Genomic DNA, 8,676 nt, shown 5'->3' on the forward strand with positions numbered 1-8,676 from the left:
CATCCGAGAGCATCTGAAACCGCGACACGACCACAGCCTCCCAGCACGCCACCGAACTATTTGTCAGACACGCCCTACGCGACCGTCAGCCCCAAGCCGGGGTGGGAGGGATCCGAGGCCGAGCTCGCCGGGCTCGCGATGGCGCAGACCTTCGTGCACTGGGGCCTGCACCCGTGGGCCGTCTACGCGGTCATCGGCCTCGCGCTCGCGTTCGCCATCCACCGCCGCGGCCGCCCCGTGTCCATCCGGTGGGCGCTCGAGCCGCTCTTCGGCGAGCGCGTGAAGGGCTGGGTCGGCGACGTCATCGACATCATCGCGATCTTCGGCACCGTCTTCGGCGTCGCGACCTCGCTCGGCCTCGGCGTGCAGCAGATCGCGGCCGGCATGCAGGCGATCGGCGTGGTCGAGCAGACCGACACGACGCTCCTCGTCATCCTCATCGTCGTCATCACGTTCCTCGCGACGTTCTCGGTCGTGTCCGGGCTCGGCGCGGGCATCAAGTGGCTCTCGAACATCAACCTCTCCCTCGCAGGGCTCCTCCTGATCTCGATGCTGATCCTCGGCCCGACGATCTTCCTCCTGCGCAACTTCGTCGAGTCGCTCGGCGTCTACCTCGCGAACGTGCTCGAGATGACGGTCGACGTCGGCACCTTCCAGGGCGAGGCCGCGCAGGAGTGGCTCTCCGGGTGGACGATCTTCTACTGGGGCTGGTGGATCGCCTGGGCCCCGTTCGTCGGCGTGTTTATCGCGCGAATCTCCCGCGGCCGGACCGTGCGTCAGTTCATCGCCGGCGTCCTCCTCGTCCCCACCATCGTCGGGTTCTTCTGGTTCTCCGTGATGGGCGGATCCGGGATCTTCCGGCAGATGTACGGCGAGGGAGACCTGGTCACCGACGGTGAGGTCTCGCCCGAGGGCTCGCTCTTCACGGTGCTCGGCGGGCTCCCGCTCGGCAACATCCTCTCGATCCTCACGATCATCGTCGTCGCGATCTTCTTCATCACCTCGTCCGACTCGGGCTCGCTCGTCGTCGACATGCTCGCCTCGGGCGGCCACCCCAACCCGCCCGTGTGGTCACGCATCGTGTGGGCCCTGCTGGAGGGCGCGCTCGCGATCGCGCTCCTGCTCGCGGGCGGGCTCTCGACGCTGCAGACCGGATCCCTCATCACGGCTTTGCCATTCAGCGTGGTGCTCATCCTCATGTGCGTCGCCACAGTGCGCGCCCTGCGATTCGAGTTCACGCACATGACGCACCTCGAGAGCGAGCGCCGGCTCGAGCGGGTCACGGAGGCGATCTCGGACGACGTGACGAGCAGCCTGCCGGAGAACGAGGAGCTGCAGACCTACGTCGACGACCGTATCGACTACCGGATCTCCCGGACCCGCGGCGCGCGGAAGACGGCCCCGGCAGCACCGCGCGAGAGCAGGTAGCGCGAGCGCACGCGACGGGCCCCTGCCGTGGGCGCCCGTCGCGTGCGGGCCGTTCTCGGCGCCGCCGCCTACGCTGGATCCGTGCCCGCCAAGATCCTGCTCTTCTACGTGTTCACGCCGCTCGCCGACCCCGAGGCCGTGCGCCTGTGGCAGCGCGACCTGTGCGAGCTCCTGGGCCTGCGCGGGCGGATCCTCCTCTCCCCTCACGGTATCAACGGCACCGTGGGCGGGGACATGGCGGCGCTCAAGACCTACGTGCGCAAGACGAAGCAGTACGCCCCCTTCCGCGACGTCGACATGAAGTGGTCCTCGGGCACGGGGCTCGACGCCAACGGCCTCAGCCTCGACTTCCCCCGCCTGTCGGTGAAGGTGCGGGACGAGATCGTCTCCTTCGGCGCCGGCGGCGAGCTCCGGGTCGACGAGAACGGGGTCGTGGGCGGCGGCACCCCGCTCGGGCCGGGAGCCCTGCACCGCCTCGTCGCGGAGCGCGGCGAGGACGTCGTCTTCTTCGACGGGCGCAACGCCTTCGAGGCCGAGATCGGCCGGTTCCGCGGCGCCGTCGTCCCGGACACCGAGACGACGCACGACTTCCTCGGCGAGATCGAGTCGGGCCGGTACGACCACCTGAAGGACAAGCCCGTCGTGACGTATTGCACGGGCGGCATCCGCTGCGAGGTGCTCTCGAGCCTCATGATCTCGCGCGGTTTCCAGGAGGTGTACCAGCTCGACGGCGGCATCGTGCGCTACGGCGAGACGTTCGGGAACACCGGCCTGTGGGAGGGCTCGCTCTACGTGTTCGACGGACGCGAACGGGTGCGGTTCGGCGACGGCGGCACGGTGATCTCCTCGTGCGCGGGGTGCGGATCCGGGACGGACCGGCTCGTGAACTGCGCCGACGACACGTGCCGGGCCCGCACCGTCCTGTGCGAGGCGTGCGGCGCGTCCGCCGTGTGCGCGCGCCACGCGCCCGCGGCCTGAGTCAGGCGCGCGTGGCGGCGCGCTCGGCCGCCTCGGTCCGCGGTGCGTAGACGACGAGCGAGTGGAACGTGAAGCGGATCACGAACGCGACGGCGAGCGTGATCGCCGTCGCGACGGGGCTCGCGATGCCCCACGTCTCGACCATCAGCGCCATGACGGGGATCCGGACGGCCGCCTCGGCGTTGTTGAACCCGAACGACGTCGCGAATCGGCGCCAGAAGGCCCGGGCCTGACCGCGCAGGTCGTGGAAGACGAACCGCTCGGCCAGGAGGAAGTTGGCGACGATCGTCGTCTCCGCCGCGATGATCGCGGCCCACACGTAGCCGGCCCCGAGCCCCGTGAGCGCCCACACGATCGCGACGTTTGCGACTGCGCCGAGAGCGCCGATGAGGGCGAACGCGCCCATCTTCCCGAAGCGCAGGAGCGCCAGCTGGTGCAGGAAGCGCGCCCCCTGCCGAACGGAGGCCTTCGAGGCGCCCGCGAACCGATCGCCGAAGGTGAAGGGCACTTCGGCGACGGCGAGGTCCGTCCGGACGATGATCTCGAGGAGGATCTTGAACCCCCGCGGCCGCAGCCGGTCGAGATCGAGGAGCCGCCGGTCCACCCCGAAAAAGCCTGTCATCGGGTCGGTCACGCGCCGGAGCCGGACGGGGAACATCGCGCGCGTCACGGCGGTGGAGGCCCGGGACACTAGCCGGCGCGTCGCGTCGGCGAGCCCCGTCGCACTCCCACCGCCGACGTACCGCGACGCCGCGACGATCTCGCCGTCGCCCGCGGCGAGCGCGGCGACGATGTCGGGGATCCGCTCGGGCGGGTGCTGGAGGTCGCCGTCCATCACCACGCACGTGTCGTGGGACGCGGCGCGCAGCCCCTCGATGACCGCGCCGCCGAGGCCGCCTGTCGGCTTGTCGCGGTGGACGACGCGCACCGGGCACGCCGCGCCCGCGGCGACGCGACGCACCTCGTCGGCCGTGCCGTCCGAGGAGTCATCCACGAAGAGGATCTCGGCACCGGGAACCGCGCGGGCCGTGCGCCGGACGAGCTCCGCCACGTTCTCCCGCTCGTTATAGGTCGGGACGATGACCGTTACGCTCACGCCCGCCTCCCCTTGCCCACGCCTCCATCGTCCCACGGCGCCTGACCCGGCCCCGCCCCGCCTGGCCGCGCATATTCTGGGAGCATGACTTCCGTTTCCCCTGACACCATCACGATGTTCGGCGCCGAGTGGTGCCGCGACTGCCGCCGCACGAAGGCGCAGCTCGACGGCCTCGGCGTCGCCTACACCTACGTCGACCTCGAAGCCGAGCCCGCGGCGGCAGACGTCGCGAAGGACATCTCGGGCCGCACGAACATCCCGGTCGTCGTGTACCCGGACGCCTCGCACCACGTCGAGCCGTCGAACGCCGACGTCGAGCAGAAGCTTCGCGAGCTCTCCCTCATCTGATCCCTCCCGGATCGCGCGCGCCCTGCCGGTAGGCTGGGCGCGTGAGCGAGCACGTCGAACAGGTCTTCACGCGCAACGACATCTGGCGCGCCCGTCCCGCGGGCTCGCGCCTGGTGGGCGTCGTCGTGGCGCGCGAGGGCATGCCGTCGATCGTGGAGCAGCGCCGTCAGCTCACCAGCTTCGGCGTTCCCATCGGTGGTTTCCGGCACCCCGCTCCGAACGTCGTCGAGACGTGGGAGGAGCGCCTGAACCGCCTCTTCGGCCGCCTCGACCGCGGGGACGTCGTCGTCGTCACCAGCGCGCGCGTGTTCGGTCGCGACGCGCACGAGGAAGCGCGCACGATCGCCGAGCTCGGCAACCGCGGCATCATCATCAAGGTGCTCGCGCACGACGCCCCCGCCCCGGAGAGCGCCTGACCCGCTACCCCGGGTTTTCGACGCAGCCGCGCTCGTGCGCCGAGCGCTCGTCCCCGCGCTGGACGTACACCTCGATGCAGGTCTCGTCGCCAGGCTCGAGGTCGATCGTCACGCTCGTGTCGCCCGTCGCGTTGTCGTACGACGTCAGCTGGTCGGCGACGGAGACGCCCCAGCGGTACGAGTCGCCCAGCTGCGGCGACGGGTTCTCCCACGTGAAGGTCGCCTCCTGCCCCGTCACGATGCCCTGCAGGTTCGCGACGGGATCCACATCGCCCATCCGTACCGTGCTGTCGTCGCTGACCTCCTCGGGCTGCAGCATCGAGACGCCGTAGACGACCGCGCCCGCGACGAGCACAACGGCAGTGGCCAGCGCCACCCACAGGATCCAGCGCCGCGAGCGCCGGCGGATCGTCCGCTGCGAGCGCGTGATCGCCGGCGGTTCGCCGTCGGACACGCGGCTCGCGACGCGGAACTGGCTCGGATCCGCGCGCGGCACGCTCCCCGCGCCGAACTCGACGCGCGAGGCGAAGCGGTAATCCGGGGCCGCGGATCCCGTTCGGGGAGCGCGCGGCGCCGTGCGGTCGTCCACCGGCGCGGGCGCCTGGCGCACGAGCGTGTCATCCTCGGGCGCGGGCGGCGTCGCCGGGCGCACGACGGTGCGGTCCTCGACGGCCTCGGGGGTCGGCGCGGCGGGGCGCGCGACCGTGCGGTCCTCGGCTGCTGACGAGGCGCGCGCGGCCGTGTATTCCGAGGTGGACGGCTCGGGGCGCGCGACGGGACGTTCGTCAGCGGGGCCGGAATCGGGGGCGGGCGCGACGGCCGGACGCACGACCGTGCGCTCGTCGGCGGGAGCGGACTCGGGGACGGGGCGCGCAGCCGTGTGTTCGCCCGCGGGCGGCGCGAAGGAGGCGGACGTCCCCGCGCGACCGTCCGCGGGCGGCGTCGGCGCCCACATCTCGGGCTGCGGCGCCGGGCTCGGCGCCGGGGCGGGTGGCGCGAAGGAGGCGGGCTCCGGGGGCGCGAAACCGGAGGCGGGGGCCGGCCCCGCCGACGCGATCTCCTCCCCGGGCTCCGCGATGGTCTCGGGCGCCGCCGGCACCGCGTCCTGCGGCGCGCGGGCCGGCGGCGTCGCGGGGACGGCCCGCAGGCTGCGGATCCGCGTGACGCCCGTGTCGTCCGCGTCCCCGGCCGCGGCGGCCGCGTCGTCGTGCTCGCCGTCGTCGAGGATGTCGATCGGCGTGACGGAGTGGCCGAGCTCGATCTGCACCTTCTGGAGGGCGCGCGCGAACGCCGCCGCGCTGGCGAAGCGATCGCGCGGATCCTTCGCCATCGCGCGGGCGAGCACGTCGACGAGCGACTGCGGCACGTCGGCGCGCTGGAGGTCGGGCACCGGCTCGCGCTCGATGCGCGCGATGAGGGCGCCCGTGCCGTTGTCGCCTCCCGGCACCTCGAACGGCGAGCGGCCCGCGAGGAGGGTGTAGACCGTCGCGCCGAGCTGATAGACGTCGCTGCGCGGGTCGCTGCGCGGCGGATCCGCGAACGCCTCCGGCGGCGACCACGGCACGGACACGCCCTGACTCTCGTCGGGGTTCGCGAGCGAGGACGCGATGCCGAAGTCGGTCAGCGCCGGGCGGTTGTAGGCCGTGACGAGGATGTTCGCCGGCTTGATATCCCGGTGCAGCACGTGGGCGCGATGCGCCGTCTCGACCGCGGCGGCCACGGGGATCCCCGTGTGCAGCGCCTCGTCCACCGCGAAGCGCTCGCGACGATAGCGCACCTGCAGGTTCGCGCGCGGGCAGTACTCCATCGCCAGGTACGGCCGCCCGTCGGAGGCGACGCCCGCCTGGTAGACGGCGACGATCGCCGGGTGGCTCGACAGCATCGCCATCACGTTGGCCTCGGCCGTGAACTGCGCGGCGGAGGTCGAGATGCGGTCGGGCAGGAGCACCTTGATGGCGACCCGCCGCCGCGGCAGCTTCTGCTCGTACAGGAACACGTCGGCGAACCCGCCGGATCCGAGCAGCTCGAGGTACGTGAATCCAGGGATCTCGGGCGGGGTCGACGGCGCGCGGCGCGTCACGGGAGATCCTCGAACGCCACGGTCACTCCGTCGCCGAGGTCGAGGACGTCGCCCGTCACGACGACGGTGGCCTCGCCGGCGCGCAGGCGCACGGGATCCGCCCCGTCGCGCACGAGCCGTGTGCCATTGGTCGTGCGCAGGTCGGTGACGACCACGGCGTCGTGATCGGGGACGATCTCGACGTGCGAGCGCGAGATGTCGAGCTCTGGGCTCGCGACCGTCACGAGCAGCGGCGCGTCGTCCAGCGGAACGCGCGTGAGGCGCGGGGCCCGGCCGATGATCACGGGGCGCGCGAGCGTGTGGGTCTCGCCCGTCGAGAGGCGGATCCGCGGCATCGCGACGGGGCGCGTGATCGCGGAGCGCGCGATCGTCGCGCCGTCGTGATCGCCGGGGGCCTGGGCGCGCATCGCGCGCAGCTGCGAGAGCGAGACCGTGGCGCCGTCGTGGTCACCGGCCGGCGCTGCCGGCGGGACCGGGGCGGGGACCGCCGCCGGAATCTCGATGCTCTCGGGCGTCTCCACGTCGATCAGCGTCTCGTGGGTGGCCTCGGCGGGGGTGCCGTCCGCGACCTCGAGCGGCACGTCCCCGTGCCGCTCGGTTCTCCCGCCGGGCGTCCGGTCCACGATGACGCCCCAGGCCAGGCGCGCGACGGCCGCGCGGCCCGCGTCGAGCGAGAGGTCCAGGGCGCCCTGGACGGCGCGGAGGTCCGCGCCCGCGGGAACGAGCGCGATTCCGGCCGCGCCCACGACGAGCGCCGACGTCACGAACCGCTCCCGGGCAGGCCAGAGCGGGGGATCGTGTCGGAGGCGACCGAACCGGATCGCTCGATCGTCGCGACGTCGATCTCGTCGTCGGACGCCGCCGTCATGCGGGGCGCGTGCGCGACGTGGCGGGCATCGACGACGATCGCCGTCGCGTTGTCGCGGCCGCCCGCGGCGATCGCGCGGCGCACGAGCTCGGCGGCGGCCTGCCGCGGGTCCGGCGTCGTGCGGAGCACGTCGGAGATCACGCGGTCGTCCAGCTCGCCCGTGACGCCGTCGGAGCACGCGAGGATCCGGTCGCCCACGTGCGCGGGAAACATCCACATGTCCACCGACTCGGCGTTGCCCGCGCCGAGCGCGCGCGTGACAATGTGCCGGCGTGCGTCGGTGCGCGCGGACTCCTCGGCGAGCGTGCCAGCGTCGACCATCTCCTGGACGACGGAGTGATCGACCGTCAGCTGCTCGAGGCGGCCGCCGCTCAGGCGATACGTGCGCGAGTCGCCGACGTTGAGGATCATCCAGTACCCCTCGCCGTGCACCTGCGCGACCACCGCGCCCGTGAGCGTCGTCCCCGCGCCGGACTCGTGAGACGCGGAAAACCGGTCCAACCGGGCGCGCACCTCCTCCACGGCGTCGCGCACCTCGTCGACCGTGAGAAAGTCGCGGCCCGCGAAGCGGGCGAACGCGCCGACGGCCGCGGCGGAGGCGATGTCGCCCGCGTCGTGGCCACCCATGCCGTCCGCGACGAGGAAGCACGGCGAAGACGCGAGCGCGGCGTCCTCGTTCACACGGCGCCGCCCGCCGTCCGTCGCCGCGCCCGCGGCGGTCGTGATCGCTGCGGTCATGTCAGGCGGATCCCACCTGCTCGACCGTCGCGCGACGCTCCCCGATCGTGAGGGCGTCGCCCGCCGCGAGGGGGGTCGGCGTGCCGGGGGCGGCGGTGAACTCGGTCCCCGCGCGTTCGATCACGACGCCGTTGGTCGAGTGCAGATCCGTGACGGTCGCGCTGTCCCCGTCCAGGCCGATCTCGAAGTGCGTCTTCGACAGCGACATCGTGTCGTCGGCGATCGCGACGACCTCGCCCGGCCCCGACGGGTTGCGACCGAACACGGTGCGCTCGGCGACCACCGAGCGGGTGCCGTCGTCCCACGCGAGCGTCACCGTCGGCGGCGTCGCCGCTGCGCCACGATTCACGACGATGGTGTCGTCCACGAAATCATCGTCGGCCGACGGCGCGGCCGACTGCTCGAACGCGGGTGCCGCGGGCTGCGCGGGATCCTCGATCGCGGGCGGCGCGGCAGGAGCGGGCGGGACAGGGGTGTCGAACGCGGGCGGCGCGGCGGGGTGTTCGAAGACGGGTGCCGTCGGCGGGGCGGGGGCGTCGTACACCGGCGGGGCGGGCGTGTCGAAGGCGGACGGCGCCGGCGGCGCGGGCTCGTCGAACGCGGGGGCCGGGGGCGCGGCGGCGGGGGCCGCGTCGGCGCGGATGTCGTCGCCGCGGCGCTCGTCGGTCACGCCCGGCACGAACGCGATCGGGCCGTCGGATGCCACAGGGCCGTCGCCGGGCGC

Annotated in this window: 8 protein-coding genes and 1 pseudogene; 4 read left to right on the forward strand and 5 right to left on the reverse strand. The window is 73.1% G+C overall.

Annotation, left to right across the window (positions count from 1 at the left end):
- Nucleotides 1-75 precede the first annotated feature (75 nt).
- Both GJQ66_RS12010 and GJQ66_RS12015 read left to right on the forward strand, forming a co-directional pair.
- Nucleotides 76-1,428 (forward strand): annotated as a pseudogene (locus GJQ66_RS12010) (BCCT family transporter); the annotation flags it as partial.
- Nucleotides 1,429-1,509: 81 nt separating this feature from the next.
- Entirely contained in the window at nucleotides 1,510-2,406 is an 897-nt protein-coding gene (locus tag GJQ66_RS12015) for a rhodanese-related sulfurtransferase (RefSeq protein WP_368732931.1), read from the forward strand.
- Between the two features lies 1 nt (nucleotide 2,407).
- Here GJQ66_RS12015 and GJQ66_RS12020 read toward each other — a convergent pair whose 3' ends face one another.
- Nucleotides 2,408-3,502, reverse strand: coding sequence for a glycosyltransferase (locus tag GJQ66_RS12020; protein ID WP_368732932.1), 1,095 nt, complete (start codon nucleotides 3,500-3,502; stop codon nucleotides 2,408-2,410).
- A gap of 84 nt (nucleotides 3,503-3,586) precedes the next feature.
- On the opposite strand from GJQ66_RS12020, the gene GJQ66_RS12025 reads away from it, so the two are divergent.
- Both GJQ66_RS12025 and GJQ66_RS12030 read left to right on the forward strand, forming a co-directional pair.
- On the forward strand, nucleotides 3,587-3,850 hold the full coding sequence (locus GJQ66_RS12025) for a glutaredoxin domain-containing protein (RefSeq protein WP_155049601.1): 264 nt from the start codon (nucleotides 3,587-3,589) through the stop codon (nucleotides 3,848-3,850).
- 41 nt (nucleotides 3,851-3,891) lie between these two features.
- On the forward strand, nucleotides 3,892-4,266 hold the full coding sequence (locus GJQ66_RS12030; protein ID WP_155049602.1) for a dehydrogenase: 375 nt from the start codon (nucleotides 3,892-3,894) through the stop codon (nucleotides 4,264-4,266).
- Nucleotides 4,267-4,270: 4 nt separating this feature from the next.
- Here GJQ66_RS12030 and GJQ66_RS14810 read toward each other — a convergent pair whose 3' ends face one another.
- The 4 genes from GJQ66_RS14810 to GJQ66_RS15240 form a co-directional block, all read right to left on the reverse strand.
- Nucleotides 4,271-6,346, reverse strand: a complete 2,076-nt coding sequence (locus tag GJQ66_RS14810) for a protein kinase (RefSeq protein WP_368732933.1) — start codon at nucleotides 6,344-6,346, stop codon at nucleotides 4,271-4,273.
- Nucleotides 6,343-7,110: an FHA domain-containing protein gene (locus GJQ66_RS15435; RefSeq protein ID WP_368732934.1), complete on the reverse strand. Its 768-nt coding sequence runs from the start codon at nucleotides 7,108-7,110 to the stop codon at nucleotides 6,343-6,345. The genes GJQ66_RS14810 and GJQ66_RS15435 overlap by 4 nt, the downstream gene beginning before the upstream one ends.
- Nucleotides 7,107-7,952, reverse strand: coding sequence for a PP2C family serine/threonine-protein phosphatase (locus GJQ66_RS12045; RefSeq protein WP_155049603.1), 846 nt, complete (start codon nucleotides 7,950-7,952; stop codon nucleotides 7,107-7,109). Before GJQ66_RS12045 ends, GJQ66_RS15435 begins: the two co-directional genes overlap by 4 nt.
- A gap of 1 nt (nucleotide 7,953) precedes the next feature.
- Nucleotides 7,954-8,676: FHA domain-containing protein (locus GJQ66_RS15240; RefSeq protein WP_268866089.1), on the reverse strand; the 723-nt coding region annotated here is incomplete at its 5' end.

It is taken from the genome of Microbacterium sp. ZXX196 (assembly GCF_009709595.1).
In the GTDB taxonomy this organism is placed as follows: Bacteria; Actinomycetota; Actinomycetes; order Actinomycetales; family Microbacteriaceae; genus Microbacterium; species Microbacterium excoecariae.

Excerpts from the sequence above, each read along its gene's own strand:
- GJQ66_RS12025 (WP_155049601.1), top strand. The coding sequence starts at position 3,587 with ATGACTTCCGTTTCCCCTGACACCATCACGATGTTCGGCGCCGAGTGG.
- GJQ66_RS12045 (WP_155049603.1), bottom strand. The coding sequence starts at position 7,952 with ATGACCGCAGCGATCACGACCGCCGCGGGCGCGGCGACGGACGGCGGG.